This window comes from Pseudomonas sp. EA_35y_Pfl2_R111, from assembly GCF_963970955.1.
Lineage (GTDB): Bacteria > Pseudomonadota > Gammaproteobacteria > Pseudomonadales > Pseudomonadaceae > Aquipseudomonas.
In genome coordinates this window covers 84,456-100,045 of sequence record NZ_CAXAOM010000003.1, presented here as the reverse complement: position 1 = coordinate 100,045, position 15,590 = coordinate 84,456, and the positions used below count along the sequence as shown (strand labels likewise).

Below are 15,590 nucleotides of genomic sequence, written 5' to 3'. Positions count from 1 at the left end.
ATCGCCAGGGACGGCGAGCCAACCAACTGCCCGTCAGAGGGCAGCGACAAGACGCCTCACCGAGCTACTGGCTACTCTGCAGCAGCGCCCGAGACTCTATATACCCCTCTATAACTTGCTGATAAGCACCGCTGACCTTGAGGCGATCTAGGCCGGCATCGAACTGCGCGATGATCAGCGAGCCGCGAGGGTGATTGTGCGGCACGATCAGGTGCAGAGAGCTGGTACTGATCATTTCAGCCGAACGCTGTAACTGGCCATTGCTAGCACCAATCAACTGCAATGCCGTATCGCCAAGGCGTCGATCGGCGACAAAGAAATCGTCACGGCCAATCAATATCAACCTCGCACATTCCTTGATACCTATCGGTGAGTGGCGTCGCACAACCCCTTGATCCAGAAATCCTTGGAGCAGAGCAGAGGGTTGCCAACCTAGCGGTATGCACACGCTTCGCCCCCGAATCTGCTCAGAATCTAGGGCCTCGATGGGATCATTACTACGGCTGAAAATATGATGCTCAACCACCAGCAAGGGTGCCGAGTAGATGTATTCCTGCTCTCGCTCAGGCGTGGGCACATAGGGAAAGGTGGCGTCGTACTCGCCTCGTAAAGTTTTCAGATAGCCGCGATTCCAGGGCTGCCAGTCCAGTGTGCTGTCGATATCGCTCAGCGCCAGCACTGCTTGAACAACCTGTGTGAGCATGCCCCCAGCGGGTAGCGCTTTTCCGGTAAACGGTGCGTAGTCGTCACCCGTAACCAGCCGCAGTTCCTCGCTTATGGCGCTATGACAACACATCAGGCCCAGCAGCAGGCTGGCAAATAGTCGTGCAAACATCAGCTCTTGACCTTAGCTTTAAATACGACGGCGCAGGTGATAACTCCAGAGAGTTAGCACTTGAGTGTAGGCGACACACTTATCCTGGCTAGCCCAGTTAGGCCGGAGCAGTGCCTGGCCCCCAAGGACTGATCTTGCACAGGTAGTGTGCTGTGCTGCCCAAACGAGCAGCACAGCAAATGCCTGGCCTTTGAGTTAGTACCGCTCACATCACTCGGATGTGAAACTCAAACTGCGGAAAATCCGTGTCGGGTTGCCCCTATCCACCTGATGATGAAACAGACGCCGTTCGGCCCTTAAGTCGCCATGTGCCTGCTCCTCACGTTGGCTTAGCTTTTGAGCGATCAACAGCAACGCCAGACGCTTGTTGGCGTGCTGGCTGCGCTCGCTCTGTACCTTGACGCTAATGCCACTGGCCAAGTGAGTGGCGCGTACTGCCGAGTCCGTGGTGTTGACGTGCTGGCCGCCGGGGCCGGAAGAACGCAGGGTTTCGAAACGGATTTGGCTTTCCAGGTTGGCCGGCGGCGCAGCAAAACGCGCGCCCCCGAAGAACCAGTTCTTACGCCGATGCGCCGGCCGATAAGGACTGACGCAGATCCATTGCAGCGAGCCGCTCCAGACATCCGCCAACTGTTCGGCGCCTTCACCGCTCAACGCCAGCAAGACCGAAAGCAAAGTTGCCGGGCGCTCGCCGGCCTCCTGCTCCAGCACCTGCACCTCAACACCCAATTCCGTGGCTTCCGCCAGTAGACGCTTGAGCGCCTTGGCCACCGCCAAGGCGCATTCTTCTGGCCCTTGGGCCGCCGACAATTGCAGAAGGATCATCAGCAGCAACCTCCGCGCGTCTTGTAGGTCAGCACCGGCTTCAGGCGTGCCAATACCCGCAACAGACCTGCCTCGCGCAGCGCACCGACCACCGAATCTATGGCCTTGTAGGCTTCTGGTGCTTCCTCGTAGATCAGCGCCCGGTCGGCACAGATCACTCGGCTGCCCAGTGCCGTACGCTCCAGCTGCTTGACGCTGTAACGCGCGGCCAGGCGATCCTTGCAGTCACTGCGCATCCATTTACGCCCCGCGCCATGGGCCAGAGACAACAGGCTGCGTTCGTCGGCCAGCGGCTGCACCAGGTAGCTGTAGTCGCCCCGCGAGCCAGGAATCACCAACACACCCTGATCGGACGGGGTGGCGCCCTTGCGGTGCAGCCAGCCGTCCTGACCCGCAATATGTGCTGGCGATACCAGGTTGTGGTTGATATCCAGTAACTGTCCGCCATCGGCGCGCAGCCGTTCGAGCATGCGCCGAGCGATCAGCTGCCGATTGGCCTCGGCGAAGCGCAAGGCGCCATCGTGACGTGCCAGGTAATGGGCGCAAGCCGCAGAGCCGGCCTCCAACCCTTGATGACCAAACAAGTCGACCTGCTCGCGCAGAATCGCCTCGCCCAGCCCACGCGAACCGCTGTGCACCAGTAACAACAGCTGCTTGCGGTCGATACCGAGGTTCGCCAGCGCTTCATCGTCGAAGCTCTGATCGAGTTGCTGCAGTTCGGCGAAGTGATTGCCGCCGCCAATGGTGCCGAGGGCACGCTCATGACCGCTCGGCGGCAGACCGAAAGCCGCGATGGCCTCCTGCCAATCATCGTCAAGGGAACCTTCGAGACTACCGAGGCGCTTTTCCAGCTTGTCCAGATTCAGCTTGGCCACGCCGATATCGGTGCGCCATAGCGCCATGCCGCAGCCGATATCGTTGCCGACCAACGCAGGATACAGCCGACCAGTGGAGAAGAACGCCGCCCCCACCGGATAACCGCGCCCCGGGTGCAGATCCGGCATCCCGGCGACCCGGTGCATGCCCGGCAGGCGTGCGGTGGTTTCAAGTTGTTGGATCGCTTTTCCTTCGATCCAAGTGTCGTCCGCGGCGATCAAAACGATGCCGTCGGACAAATTGCTAATGCAAGTGCCCATAGTCCAATCCAAATTGGTTGAAACGAAAAAATCTTGGAGTTGGCAGGCCGAAGCCGGGCAATGCGAACCGCTGCGAAGAGCTGCGGAAGAGGCGATTAAACCAGGCGCGATCTGCAAAGGTTGATCAGCTGTTGCATGATGTGGCTCCTTTGCTGTCGGTTGAGAGAGGCGCGCATCCTAGGCCGATGATGCGCGCAGTGCAATACCCCACCTTAGTCCGGCAATGCCAAGCGCAACCGACCGGGATGATTCTTGACTACCGCATAGGGCAGCACCGACCACTCGGTACCTTCGCAGGCACGCGCGACGCGCGGGAAGATCGGATCGAACACGATACCCTTCTCGTTGAGATACCAACTGGGGTAATCCCAGAGGTCCGGGTCGCTGTAATTGCACTCGAGATCATCCCCAGGCTCTGGCAACTCGTCTGGAGCAATCTGTTGCCACTGCTCGACCAACCAAGGCGCAAAGTACCGATTACGGTATTGGGAAAACACGTCGAAGCTCACCGAGTCCTCATCCGGTTTGTGCTCTCGCGTTTCGAGGTAGTGAAAAGCGGGGCCGTCACCGACCCAGAGCAGATCCTCCAGGCCCAGCGGTTTTCCGCTACGTACATCCAGCGTAAGCGGCGCATCACCGAAATCCGGATGGGCTCCACCGCAGTCGTAGCTGGTAAAAATGCTTAGGCTTACAACATCCGCCAACAGCAGTCGCGGCCGCACGGTTTGTAGAAACTCCCCCCATCTACCACCCGCCCCCAGCTTGCAAGCGTGATAGTCGATCACTTCCTCACGCAAGCGTGCGCGCAACTGCTGGTTGATCGAATCCAGCTGTGCCTGGGGGTAACCGCTCAGCACTTCGAACATCGCCAGCCCCGAAACGGGCTCCGTCCACCATTGCAACTCATGGCCCATAAACTCCTGCTGTTTGCCAGACGTTAGCGGCAACTCCTTGAGACGCAGGAACTCGTAGGGTGATGTGTCGTATAGGCGATACCAGAAGGGTTCGGCTCCCGCTGGCGGCTCCTCGATAGTCGGCTGGGTAAGCGTAACGGCCAGCCGTTTGCCCTGGGGCCCGACCCATTCGCCCTGCCACCCCTGCGGGCTGCGCTGCAAGCGCAGTTCGGGACGCGGAACGTCGTCGTACTGGTCTCGGCCTTCGACCAGACTGAGCTGCTGGCCTTGCAGTCGGCCCTCCAAGGCCAAGTCATGGTGATGCTTGCGGTAAAAATAGCGGCCAATGACCTGCTCAGGGTCGCGTAGATCGAGTTCCACTACTATCGCCATCTTGCCCAGCATCCCGCTGTAGACCTGCGGCCCTTCAGCAGCAAATAGCGCAGGTGGAACCACGCCCAGAAAGATTGCCACTAGTCGACACCAGAACATTCCGTTGCTCACCTAAAACTCCTAGTTAGAAAAGATCGAGCTGTTCCTGCGTTATCACAGGTGCAGCATTTTCAGACATTGGTATCTCCAAACGCTCAGCCAACCCCGCCGCACGCTCGGCACGGGTGGCCACGGCTTCACCCAGGCGGGCGGGCAGGGCCCAGATTTCTACCTTGTGCTTGGCCCGGGTGATGCCGGTGTAGAACAGGCTGCGGCTCAGCAGCGGGCTGGGTTGTTCGGGCAGCACCAGCAGCACTTCTCTGAACTCCGAGCCCTGGCTCTTGTGCACGGTCATGGCGAAGGCACTGTCGTGGCTGGGCAGGCGCGCCGGAGCGAAGGGGCGATAGCCGTCCTCACCTTCAAAAAACACCCGCAGGCCGTATTCGCTGTGCAGGCAGATGCCGATATCGCCGTTAAACAGACCCAAGGCGTAGTCGTTCTGCCGCACCATCACCGGCCGGCCGACATACCAGCGCTCCCGGCTTGGCACCTGGCTGCGGCGTTTGATTCGCGCCTCCAGCGCCTCGTTGATACCGGCCACGCTCCAAGCGCCTTCACGCTGGGCGCAGAGTGCGCGGAAGGCATTGAACGTGGCGAAAGCTGCTGCCGGGTCGGCGCTTTTTGCGGCAGCGATAAAGGGCGCGTAGCCCTGATCCAGACGCTCCAGCAGATCGTTGGGCGTTGGCTGGGCATTCCAGGCCAGGTCGCTGCGATTTTCCTTGAGCAGGTTAAGCGTGCCGCTGACATCGCCACTGTTGATCCGCCGCGCCAGCTCACCGATGCCGCTGTCGCCAGCGAATCTATGACTGTGTGTCAGCAGCACCACCGCATCGCCCAGCTGCGAGCTGGGCTGGCTGACCGGCACCTGCTGGCCGGTAACACGCTGCAGCTCACTTGCCGCCTGAGCATCGAAACCACGACCCTCGCAGAGTTCAGCAAACACCGCGCCGGCTTCCACGGCGCACAGCTGGTCCTTGTCACCGAGCAGAATCAGCCGGGCACTCGGAGGCAGAGCGTCAAGCAGCTTGGCCATCAGCGCCAGATCGACCATCGAGGCTTCGTCCACCACCAGCACATCCAGCGCCAGCGGGTTGGCCGCATGATGGCGTACCTGCGGGCTGTCGCCGCGGCTGCCGAGCAGGCGGTGCAGGGTGCGCGCCTCATCCGGCAGCGCTGCCTTGATCGCCTCGCTGACCGGCAGTGCGGCCTTGGCATTGCGGATCGCCTCGGCCATTCGCGCCGCGGCTTTGCCCGTAGGCGCAGCCAGGCCGATGGCCAAGTTTGCCGCCCCGGGCTGTTCAAGCAATGCAGCCAGCAGGCGTACCACGGTCGTGGTTTTGCCGGTGCCGGGGCCGCCGGAGATCACCGCCAGCTTGCGCCGCACCGCTTGCGCGGCGGCCAGGCGCTGCCAGTCCGGTTGTTGCTGGTTAAATGCAAACAGTCGACCGAGGCTTTCGCTCAATTGCGCCTCATCCACCACAGGCAGATCGGCGGAGCGCAGCAACAACTGCTCAGACAATTGACGTTCGTAGGCCTGATAGCGCGCCAGATAGAGACGGCCATGCTCAAGAATCAGCGGGGTGAAATAACCGTCACCGCCAACCAGACTTGAGGCCTCAAGTTGCGCCTGCCATTCATCCAACGCCGGCATGTTAAATGCGTGCTCCGGCCAAGGTCGCTGCCCGACCAATCGCGCCAGTGGCAGACACACATCGCCTTTGTCCAACGCCATACAAAGCAGCGCCGCCGAAACCAAGACCACCGGTGAAGCCGCAGGGTCGAGACGCAGCAGGCTAGCAACCAGGGCGCGCTCCAGCGGACCGAGGGGCAAGTCGGCGAGCGTCATAGAGTCCTCCCGTAGGGTGGATGACGCTTCACCCATCCACCAATAGCCATGGTGGATGAAAAAAGCATCATCCACCCTACCCAACCAATCCCTGTCGATCTCGTAGCCCGGATGAAATCCGGGGAAGGGATTGGGCGGCGCGAGGTCCGCTCCCGGATGGCATCCGGGCTACGAAGCAGCCTCATCTGCCCTCCTCAAATAAGGTATCCAGCGCATCCAGCAGCCCGTCACTGGGCCGCGAGAAATAAACCCCAGCCGTCGGCATGCCGCGTAGAAACAGGTAGTAGGCACCGCCCAGTTGCTCGTTCTGGAAATCGTCCAGACGCTGACGCAGGAAGCGCCGCAGCGCCACCAGATAGATCAGGTATTGCAGGTAGTAATGTTCGGCAGCCAGAGCCTGCAGCAGACGATCGCCGCCGTAGTAATTGGCGTCCGGGCCGAGCCAGTTGGACTTGTAGTCGGCGATATACCAGCGCCCGTCGTGCTCGAAGGTCAGGTCGATAAAGCCTTTGAGAAAGCCCTTGAGGCTGTCGAATTCCAAACGCGCCGCCGCCTCGCGCATCGGTGCAGCCAGGCCATGGGCCGGGTCGCAGAGAATCGCGCGCAGGCGCTGCACATCCAGCCCGGCCAGCGGAAAGGTAAAACCCAGCTCGGGCAAGCGTCGCGCAGGATTCAGGCCGGCCAGCGTCAGGCCCTGGCCATCCAGATCGGCGTCGATCACCTGTTGCAAATGAATAAGCGCCACGGCCTGCCAGTCGCTGCTAATGCCGTGTCCGCTCAGCCCCGGCTCGATCAGCTCATTCAGCGCGCCTTTACCGCGCGCCCAGTCTTCCAGAATCGCGTGCAGGCAGGTACCGGCCCGCGCACCACGGGGGAAAGCGAAAAAGCCGGTGCCCGGCTCGCTGGCATCCGGCAGCACCAGACCGTCGCGATCCGGCGCTTCCATATGCATACCTGCGGCCAGCCCGGAGAAGCTGCCGATACGCCAGGCGCTGTGCAGGCTGCGCTGTAGCGTGGCGAGTTGCTGCGGGGCCGGCGCGCGTTGCTCACCGGCGGCACTGGCCTCGCTTTCACGCAATGGCTGGATGGCCATCCGACCCTGGCTGCTGGCGATCAGCTGCTCGATTTCTGCACGCAAACCTTGCGGGCTCAGACTTTGCAGATGGCCAGCAAGCTCGGCCAAGGCATCCTCACCCGGCAGCGCGCGGCCGTGCAGCAGCCAGGCCAGGGCGCTGCTGTGCAGGCCGCTGTCGCCGAGGGTGCCGTCTTTTCTTGGTTTGCAATCCACCGGGCCCCAGTGCAGCCACAGGCGGTCACGGGCGCGGGTTAGGGCGACGTAGGTGAGGCGCAGCTTTTCGGCGAAGCGTTCGTGACGGGCGCGCTCGCGGTGCGTGTCGATCTGCTCGCTGCCCAAGTCCAGCAGCTGTGTGCCGTCGTCGGCGTGGCAGCTGATGTCTTCGCTCTGGCGCAGCAGCGCGCCGTCCCACAGGTAGGGGCAGAACACCAGCGGGTATTCCAGGCCTTTGGAGGTGTGGATGGTGACGATTTGCACCCGTTCTGCATCGCTTTCCAGGCGCAGCAGGGCGTCTTCGCCATGAGCCTCGGCGCTGCGCTGGGCGTTAAACCAAGCGAGCAATTGCTCCAGGCCGGGGCGTTGCAGGCTTTCGGTTTGCAGCAGTTCGGCCAGGTGCAGCAGGTTGGTCAGGCGGCGCTCGCCATCCACCAGGGCCAGCAGGCGCTGGGCCACCTGCTGCTCGTCCAGCCAGGCGCGGAAGGCACGCATAAAGCCCTGTTGCTGCCACAGCTGGTGATAACGCTCGGCGGCTTCGCGCTCGCGGTCCCAGGCTTGAGCGTCCTCACTGCAGGCGGCGAGATCGGCAGCGCTGCGGCCCAGCAGACGACTGGCCAGGGCATAACGCAATGCGCCCTCGCGGCCCGGTTCGGCGTAGGCGGCCAGCACGGCAGACAGTTCATCCGCCTCTTCGCTGTGCCAGACATTTTCCTTGCCGCGGCGCACGCTGGGCACCCCGCGGGCGGCCAGTTCGGCGGCCACTTCGCCGGCTTGACGGTGGCTGGCCACCAGCACGGCGATATCGCCGCCCTTGAGTGGGGTGCGCGTGCCGTCCTGTTCGCTCTCTTTATTTTCAAAGAAGGCCTGGCCCTGACTGCTCGCACTCAGCACCGCCGCGATGCGCCGTGCTGTATCCCGCGCCACCAACGCTCCGGCTTCGCCCTTGCCCAGGTAGTCGTTATCCAGCCAGACCAGCGCCAGCGGCGCGTCGGTTTCATTGTCAGCGGGCGGCAGCACCAACTGCGCCCGCACCTTGCTGCTGGCCCCGACCTGTTGGTAATCCAAGCCCTTCTCGGCGAAGGGCATGGGCCGGTCGAACAGCTGATTAAGCGCGGCGATCAGCTCGGGGGTCGAGCGGTGGTTGGTGGCCAGGCTGTATTGCCGCGCGGCTTCGCTGCGGGCCTTGAGGTAGGTCGCCAGATCTGCACCACGAAACGCATAGATGGCCTGCTTGGGATCGCCGACAAAACACAGGTCACCAGCCTGGCTACTGCGCGCCTCGCTGACTGCGTCAATTCCTCGCTCAGGGTTTGAATAGATGCGGTGAAACACCCGGTACTGCACTGGATCGGTGTCCTGAAACTCATCGATCAGCGCCACCGGATATTGCGTGCGCAGGGTACTGGCCAGATGCTCACCGCCCTCACCCTGCAAGGCCTGCTGCAGCTTGTTGAGCAGGTCATCGAAAGCCAGCAGGCGTTGCGCCGCCTTGCGTGCCGGCAGCTGCTCGTTAAGCTGATGGATCAGCCGTACCTGCAGGTCGATCAGGCGTTGTTCGGCCTCAGGTTGTGCGGCATCCAGGGCATCGCAGAGCGCCTGCAGCGCGGCGGCCAGGGGATTGGCCGGCGCTTCGCAGCCCTTTTTGCTGGCCTTGTTCAGCCCTTCGCGAGCCAGCCGGCGGTGCGCCTCGGTCTTGCTGAACAGCGCCGCTGCATCGCTGAAATAACCGTCCAGTTCGGCCTGCCAGACGCTCAGCTTGGCCGCGTTACACATGTTGCTTTTGAAGCCCTCGAAGGCTTTGAGCTGCGCCAGCCAGCCGGCGCTTTCACTTAGCCAGAGGCGCTGCGCCTGCTGCCAGGCGGCGCGCAGGGCGCTCATCTCACTGCGTGTACCCGGTTGCGGCTCGATGCGCAGATAGGGTTTGCCCAGGTGATTGCGCAAGCGCTGACGCAAAACCTGCGGGGTGATCTTCTGCTGCACCAGAAACGCCGCCCATTCCGGCTCGGCGCTGGCCAGCTCATGCCGCCAGAGGTCGGCGAGTAAGGCGTCGATAATCTCGCGGTCGTCATGGGTCAGCTCATTGTCGAAATCACCACCCGCTTCGAACGCCGCATCCTGCAAGGCGCGCTGGCAGAAACCGTGAATGGTGAAGATCGCCGCCTCATCGAAACCATGCACCGCCAGTAGCAGACGCCGATGGCTGGCAGCATCCGGGTACTGGGCATGCAGATCGTTAAGCAGCGCATCGTCGCCCGGCCCCTGTTCGTAAACCGCCAGCAACTCGGCCAGACGTTTGCGAATGCGCTCGCGCAGTTCGGCGGTGGCGGCGGTGGTAAAGGTCACCACCAGAATCTGGCTGACGCTGAGCTGCTTCTCCAGCAACAGACGGGCGTACAGCGCGGTCAGGGTCCAGGTCTTGCCGGTGCCGGCACTGGCCTCGATCAGCGAGCGCCCGGTGAAACTGTCCTGCAGCAGGTTAAGGCTGGCGCTGCTCATGCTTCGTCCTCTTCACTGCCTTGCAGGGCATCCAGCGCCGGGCCGTAGAGCTGCTCGGCGAGGACTTCGAAGCGCTCGTCCAGCGGCTCACGGTCGCGGAAAGCCAGAGCATTCCAGGGGTCCTGGCCTTCGCCGATCATAAAATCATTGCCTTGCCACATCACCCGTGCTTCGCTGCGCGCGGCGTCAATCGGCTCCTTGCGCCCTGGGTTGCGCCATTTGCGGGCAAAACCATGGCTGCATTTGGCGAACAGCGGCAGTGGTTCACACAGCGCGCTTTTGTAGGCCTCCAGCCAAGGCTGCAGCAGCTCACGGGCATTCGCCAGCGGGCCCAGGCGCCATTCGCTTTTCGGCGAAAGCAGGCGGCTGTCACGATTGATTCCGGGCGTGGCGGCGCAGTTAAGCAGCAGATGGCGCAGCCAGAACGGTGCCAGTTCCCAGGCACCGAGATCACGCAGGCGGTAGTCGAACAGCCCCGCGCTGGTTACGCCATCGAGCCAGCCGTGGATACGCACGCCGGCCAATTCCAGATCCACCAGCAGCGGTTGCGCGGCATCCTCCGGGCGTTCTTCGAACAGGGTGGGGGCGAAGGCGCGGATCGGCCCGCGAATCTGTCCCCAATGTGCCTGGCCCAACTCGCCCACGGGCAACCAGCCGGAAGCCGCTGCCACGGCGCGCTCCTGGCGCTCGCTCCAACCGTTCTCGATGGCTTGCAAGGCCAACTGGCGCAGGCCGTGCTGGCTGGTCCACTCGACGCTGAACGGCTCGTCGCCGGCCAGGGTTTCTTCTGTCTGCGCCAGGCGCAGGCCGAGGCGCTGTTCCAGCAGGTAGCGCGCCGGGTGTTTAAAGCAATGGATCAGCTGGCTAGGCTCGATAGATAACCAATCTTGGTCCAGCTCATCCAGCGGGCTGGCAAAAGCTTGTGGTGCTTCAACGGCCTGGCTTAGGCGCTGCGCAGCCCGGAACCAAGGCGCGGCAAAGCCGGCATGGCGGTTGCCGGCGAAGTTGCCGGGGGCAAAGGGTTGCAATGGATGATGGTGAGTAATCCGCACGCTGGCGTTTTGCCCATCGACACCACAAACGGCAGTGAGATCGACCACATCCAGCAGTTCGCTGACTAGCACCGAGGGCGGCAACTCGGCGTTGCTGCGCGGGTCGCGGCCGACGTAGCTGAGGTACAGGCCGCCGCGCGCCGAGAGCAGGATTTCCAGCAGCAGGTAGCGGTCGTCCAAGCGGCGGGCGCGGTCGCCACGACGAGGCTTCTGGCTGATCAGGTCAAAGCCGGCAGCCGGGGTGCGGCGTGGCAGTGCGCCGTCATCCAGGCCGAGCAGACAGACCTGGCGAAACGGCAGGCTGCGCATCGGCACCATGGTGCAGAAGGTCACCGCGCCGGTAAGAAAACCCGAGGCGGCGCTGCCCTGCTCCAAAGCGGCGGTGAGTTGCTGACGAATCAGCGCCAGCTCGATTGGCCGCTCAACACCCGAGGCGTCGCCCTGCTCCTTGAGCGCCGCGCAGGCTTTGGACAGCAGCAATAGGGTGTCGCCGGCCTCGCGCTCATCAAACAGCTGGTCGATCAGCACTTGCAGGCCCTCGGCCCATTCGCGCAAAGGCCGTGGCCGTTGCAGGCTCTGCGCCAGGGCGGCCAGGCGCTCGACAAAGCCGGCCAGGCGCCCGAGCAGTTGCGCCCGGCCGCCTTCCAGCGCATCCAGTGGCCAGCTGTCACCCAGCAGCGGCGCGGCCAGGCCGGCAAGCTGCGGCGGTGCGGCAAAGCCCAACAGCAGGCGATCCAGGCCCTGCCGCCAGGTAAAGGCAGCATCGGCGGGCAGGCCAAGCAGCTCGCGGTGCGCGCCATCACGGCCCCAGCGCACCCCGGCTTCGCGCAGCCAGTCGCGCAGCAGCGGCAGATCTTCCGCTTCTATGCCAACACGGCGAGCAATAGCCGGCTGTTCCAGCCAGGCGAGGATTTCCTCGGCGGCGAAGCGGCTGTCCGGCAGCGCCAGCAGGTTGAGAAAGGCTTCGATCAGCGGTATTTCCGCGCGCAGGCTGCGGTCGGCCAGGCTGAAGGGAATCCGCGGTACGCCTTCGCGGGGGGCAAATACCGCTTCGATATAAGGCGCGTAGCGCTCGATATCCGGGGTCAGCACCACCACCTGATCCGGGGTCAGACCGGGGTCGGCGGCAAAGCGTGCGAGTAGTTGGTCATGCAGGATTTCCACCTCGCGCAGCGGCGAGTGGGCGACGTGCAGCTCCAGCGAGCGGTCGTCTTCGCGCAGCATCAGGCGCTCATCGGCGGTGCGGGTGCGCAGGCGCAGAATGTCATTCTGCAGTGCCTGCAGCAGGTTGGCATCCTGCAGGTCGGCGTCCTCGGAATACAGGCCGATTTCCTGGCTGCCCTCACTGGACGCCAGGCTGAACAGGCTGTCGAAAAAGTCACGGCCCTGCTTGCCCAGACTCGCCAGCAGTGGGTGGCCAACATCCAGGTACCAGTCTTCTGGACTGGCTTCGGGTTGCCGCGCCAGCTCGCGGATATCACGAATCTCACCCCAGGCTTCACGGCACGGATTGAGGGCGAAGAGAACCACCTGAGTATGCCGCGCCAGGCCTTCGAGTACGCGCATATGGTGCGGCGGCAGCGAGCTGATGCCGAACACCAGAATCCGTTCAGGCAAACCAGCAATGGACTCGGGGTCGTAGAGGCGGGCGAGCAGCTCTTCCAGCAGCCGCGCGCGGTGCGGGTGACCGTCGCGGGTCAGCTCACGCCAGAGCAGCGCTTGCCAGGCTTCGTCCGGGCCGAGGTCGAGCTGCTCGTTACGTTCCCAGGCGGCCAGCCAGTCGTCGCGATAGAGCAGATATTGGTCGAATACGTCGGCGATCTTTACGGCAAGTGACAACCTTCTGCGTTCGTCACCGCCTTCTAGGTAATGCGCCAGGCGCGGCGCTTCGGCCAAATTGGCCGGCTCGCACAACCAGTCATACAACCGCCAGCTCAGGCTGCTTGGGCTAAACGCCGATTGCTCGGGCAGTTGCCCCAAACACAGACGCGACAGATCCCAGACGAACTTCGCCGGCAGCTGCACCTCCAATTGCATAGCGATGCCCTGCTTGCGCGCCAGCTCCAGGGTCAGCCAACGCCCCATGCCCTGACTCGGCACCACCACCAGCGCCGGCGCAAAAGGCTCACGCATGGGCGTGGCAAGCAGCGTGGTGGCCAGCTCGCCAAGGGTTTCCAGGTCAGGGGCGTGATAAAGCGTAAGCATCGGCGGGGGTCGCTTCCGTTCAGTAGCGGGCAGGAACCTGCTTACGATCTGCTGCGCGTCGGCCTGGCGGCGTTAAAAACAGCCTCGGAAAGCCGCTTGCGGTTAACGCGCGTTAGCGCGACCCGAAGGGCGAGTGCAACGAGTCATGCTCATTTACAGCTCGTAAACTCCGCTTCCTCGGCCGTTTTTGCCTTGCCCGGCTCTAGCTCGCTAGACCGTAAACAGGTTCTAAGGTTATCAGCTCGCGCAGCTCGGTGGGATTGCGCGACTGCCTGTGTCGCGCTGGCGCGCAGCGCCAACCCAAGCTAAAGCTAAAGGCAGGGCATTCGCCTTTATAACAAGTAAAACCACGCGCCACGCTGTAACTGGGCGGGCGCGCCAGGGAGCAGCAACATGCTCACCCTGCTTAATCTACTCTCCGCCGTTGCCTTGCTGATCTGGGGCACCCATATCGTCCGTACCGGCATTCTGCGGGTGTACGGCTCACACCTGCGCAAGGCCCTTAGCCAAAATGTCAGCAAGCGGCCGCTGGCGTTTGCCGCCGGCATCGGCGTGACCGCGTTGGTACAGAGCAGTAACGCCACTGCGTTGCTGGTCACCTCATTTGTCGCCCAGGGTCTGATGGCGCTGACTCCGGCACTGGCGATCATGCTGGGGGCGGATGTTGGTACGGCGCTGATGGCCCGCGTACTGACTCTCGACCTGAGCTGGCTGAGCCCTCTGCTGATCTTTCTCGGGGTGGTGTTCTTTCTCTCACGCAAACAGACCCGCGCCGGCCAGCTCGGCCGCGTGGCCATCGGCCTGGGCCTGATGCTGCTGGCCCTGGAGCTGATCGTTGCCGCTGCCACGCCGATCACCCAGGAGCAGGGCATCCGCGTGCTGTTCGCCTCGCTGACCGGCGACTTGCTGCTGGACGCGCTGGTCGGCGCGCTGTTTGCGCTGATTTCCTATTCCAGCCTGGCCGCTGTGCTGCTTACCGCCACCCTGACCGGTGCCGGCCTGATCAGCCTGCCGGTGGCCATCGGCCTAGTCATTGGTGCGAATATTGGCAGCGGCGTGCTGGCTTTTCTCACCAGCAGCCTGCAAACCCCAGCGGGGCGGCGCGTGGCGCTGGGTAGCCTGCTGTACAAATTGATCGGCCTGCTGCTGGTGATGCCGCTACTCGATCCGTTGGCCAACTGGCTGGACAGCCTGAACTGGCGACCCGAGGAACTGGTGATCGCCTTCCACCTGCTCTACAACAGCTTGCGCTGCTTGTTAATGCTGCCCACAGTCGGGCTGATGGCGCGCTTCTGCAACTGGCTGCTTCCGGATCGCCCGGAAGAAAACGGCGTCGCCCGCCCGCGCCATCTCGACCCCACCGCACTGGCCACACCGAGCCTGGCACTGGCCAATGCGGTGCGCGAAACCCTGCGCATCGGCGACCTGATCGAGACCATGCTCAACCGCCTGCTGGAAGTTCTGAGTGGTGGGCAAACCGCCCTTGGCAAGGAGCTGCGCCGCCTGGATGACGATGTCGATGCGCTCTACAGCGCGGTCAAACTCTACCTGGCGCAAGTCCCGCGCGAGGTGTTGAGCGAGCATGACAGCCGTCGCTGGGCGGAGATCATCGAACTAGCAGTGAATCTGGAGCAGGCCGGCGACCTTACCGAACGCATGCTCGGCAAAGTGCAGGATCAGAAGACCGCGCAACGCCATTCCTTCTCCGACAGCGGCCTGGAAGAACTCACCGCCTTGCACGCTCAGCTGTTGGCCAACTTGCGCCTGGGCCTCTCGGTATTCCTCTCTGGTGACAAAGAGAGCGCGCGCCAGCTGCTGCGCGAGAAACGCCGCTTCCGCGCCCAGGAGCGCCGCCTGGCCCACGCCCATGTCAGCCGCCTGCACCATCAAGTGGTGCAGAGCATCGAAACCAGCGCCCTGCACATGGAACTGATTGCCGATATGAAGCGCCTCAACTCGCTGTTCTGCGCCAGCGCCTATGTGGTGCTGGAAAGCAGCGAGACCGGCGCCTTGCACAGTCAGGACATAGCGGGGGAGTAATCTGCCGCGGGTGTTAGCCTCAGGCGAAAGATGGAATTCTAGCCGCCGTTATCGAGCAAAAATTGCAGTTCGACGAGCCTGTCGATGTTCAGCTCCATCGGCAGGTGTAGTACATCGGCGAGCCAATGTGCTTGCCCTGCATATCGCAATGCGCGTTGCGATAGATAAGCCAGGCCTTCTGCGCCCCCTCGAGCTGCTGAGCAGCTTCCGCCGAGGTTTGCTGCAGTTTGAGGTAGAGGCGCTGGTAAGTGAGGTTCATCTGTTTCTTCGCGACATCCGAAACGCTCTCGGCGCAGGCCGCCACCAGGCTGTTATTGAGCGGCTGGCTAGCCCGGATGCAGTCGTCGTAGTGCGTATGCAATTCATCACTGCTCACTGCTCACTGCATGCACTGGTGCAGCCAGTAGCCAAAAAGAACAGACCAACAGAACGCGTAAGCTACCCATGGCTGACTCCTGAAACAGATGGGGCCGCTATTG

The 15,590-nt window shown here is 62.9% G+C and carries 9 protein-coding genes; 1 reads left to right on the top strand and 8 read right to left on the bottom strand.

What is annotated here, in order from left to right; translation table 11 throughout:
- Window positions 1-64 precede the first annotated feature (64 nt).
- From AACY25_RS13370 to recC, 7 genes are all read right to left on the bottom strand, one after another.
- A complete protein-coding gene (locus AACY25_RS13370; protein WP_339525152.1) occupies window positions 65-835 on the bottom strand; it encodes a substrate-binding periplasmic protein in 771 nt (256 codons plus the stop codon).
- A gap of 210 nt (window positions 836-1,045) precedes the next feature.
- Window positions 1,046-1,660, bottom strand: coding sequence for a peptide chain release factor H (prfH, locus tag AACY25_RS13365; RefSeq protein WP_339525150.1), 615 nt, complete (start codon window positions 1,658-1,660; stop codon window positions 1,046-1,048).
- Window positions 1,660-2,796, bottom strand: a complete 1,137-nt coding sequence (locus AACY25_RS13360; protein ID WP_339525148.1) for an RNA ligase RtcB family protein — start codon at window positions 2,794-2,796, stop codon at window positions 1,660-1,662. The genes prfH and AACY25_RS13360 overlap by 1 nt, the downstream gene beginning before the upstream one ends.
- A gap of 212 nt (window positions 2,797-3,008) precedes the next feature.
- Window positions 3,009-4,193, bottom strand: coding sequence for a hypothetical protein (locus AACY25_RS13355; RefSeq protein ID WP_339525146.1), 1,185 nt, complete (start codon window positions 4,191-4,193; stop codon window positions 3,009-3,011).
- A 13-nt stretch (window positions 4,194-4,206) separates the two neighbouring features.
- Window positions 4,207-6,027, bottom strand: coding sequence for an exodeoxyribonuclease V subunit alpha (gene recD, locus AACY25_RS13350; protein ID WP_339525144.1), 1,821 nt, complete (start codon window positions 6,025-6,027; stop codon window positions 4,207-4,209).
- A 181-nt stretch (window positions 6,028-6,208) separates the two neighbouring features.
- The gene (gene recB / locus AACY25_RS13345) at window positions 6,209-9,814 is read right to left on the bottom strand and encodes an exodeoxyribonuclease V subunit beta (RefSeq protein ID WP_339525142.1); all 3,606 of its coding nucleotides are present in this window, start codon (window positions 9,812-9,814) and stop codon (window positions 6,209-6,211) included.
- Window positions 9,811-13,071 carry an exodeoxyribonuclease V subunit gamma gene (gene recC, locus AACY25_RS13340; protein WP_339525140.1) on the bottom strand — a complete coding sequence of 1,087 codons (3,261 nt, stop codon included), beginning with the start codon at window positions 13,069-13,071 and terminating at the stop codon, window positions 9,811-9,813. The genes recB and recC overlap by 4 nt, the downstream gene beginning before the upstream one ends.
- Before the next feature lie 393 nt (window positions 13,072-13,464).
- On the opposite strand from recC, the gene AACY25_RS13335 reads away from it, so the two are divergent.
- On the top strand, window positions 13,465-15,111 hold the full coding sequence (locus AACY25_RS13335; RefSeq protein ID WP_339525138.1) for a Na/Pi cotransporter family protein: 1,647 nt from the start codon (window positions 13,465-13,467) through the stop codon (window positions 15,109-15,111).
- 88 nt (window positions 15,112-15,199) lie between these two features.
- Here the strand turns inward: AACY25_RS13335 and AACY25_RS13330 are convergent, their stop codons facing one another.
- Window positions 15,200-15,487, bottom strand: coding sequence for a lysozyme inhibitor LprI family protein (locus AACY25_RS13330; RefSeq protein WP_339525137.1), 288 nt, complete (start codon window positions 15,485-15,487; stop codon window positions 15,200-15,202).
- Window positions 15,488-15,590 lie beyond the last annotated feature (103 nt).

Excerpts from the sequence above, each read along its gene's own strand:
- recC (WP_339525140.1), bottom strand. The coding sequence starts at position 13,071 with ATGCTTACGCTTTATCACGCCCCTGACCTGGAAACCCTTGGCGAGCTG.
- recB (WP_339525142.1), bottom strand. The coding sequence starts at position 9,814 with ATGAGCAGCGCCAGCCTTAACCTGCTGCAGGACAGTTTCACCGGGCGC.
- AACY25_RS13370 (WP_339525152.1), bottom strand. The coding sequence starts at position 835 with ATGTTTGCACGACTATTTGCCAGCCTGCTGCTGGGCCTGATGTGTTGT.
- prfH (WP_339525150.1), bottom strand. The coding sequence starts at position 1,660 with ATGATCCTTCTGCAATTGTCGGCGGCCCAAGGGCCAGAAGAATGCGCC.
- recD (WP_339525144.1), bottom strand. The coding sequence starts at position 6,027 with ATGACGCTCGCCGACTTGCCCCTCGGTCCGCTGGAGCGCGCCCTGGTT.
- AACY25_RS13335 (WP_339525138.1), top strand. The coding sequence starts at position 13,465 with ATGCTCACCCTGCTTAATCTACTCTCCGCCGTTGCCTTGCTGATCTGG.
- AACY25_RS13360 (WP_339525148.1), bottom strand. The coding sequence starts at position 2,796 with ATGGGCACTTGCATTAGCAATTTGTCCGACGGCATCGTTTTGATCGCC.